The sequence below is a fragment of the Paraburkholderia sp. NMBU_R16 genome, assembly GCF_013282575.1.
Taxonomy (GTDB): Bacteria; Pseudomonadota; Gammaproteobacteria; order Burkholderiales; family Burkholderiaceae; genus Trinickia.
In genome coordinates, this window is sequence record NZ_JAAAYE010000516.1 from 1 (window position 1) to 250 (window position 250).

The window sequence follows — 250 nt, forward strand, 5'->3', positions numbered from 1 at the left end:
TATGAAGCGGGGCTGCGCAGCCGGGGGAGCCTGACGCTGTGGATCACGCCCGCGGCGCTCGCCCAATGGCAGGCACCGCGGCGTACCACGCCGGGTGGCCAGCCGCGCTATTCGGATCTGGCCATCGGTGTTTGTCAACGTAGTTGTCGCGTCGCATCATGCGCACTGCTTTAATTCGGCTCGGGGCGCACGCTCCGGATTGAGCCAGACCTCGTCCTTCAATTCCCAATTGCGAGTCGAGCGAGACCAC

General features: G+C 64.8%; 1 pseudogene. It reads left to right on the forward strand.

The features are described from left to right. A pseudogene (locus GWC77_RS28955) lies at nt 1-126 on the forward strand (transposase); the annotation flags it as partial. Nucleotides 127-250 lie beyond the last annotated feature (124 nt).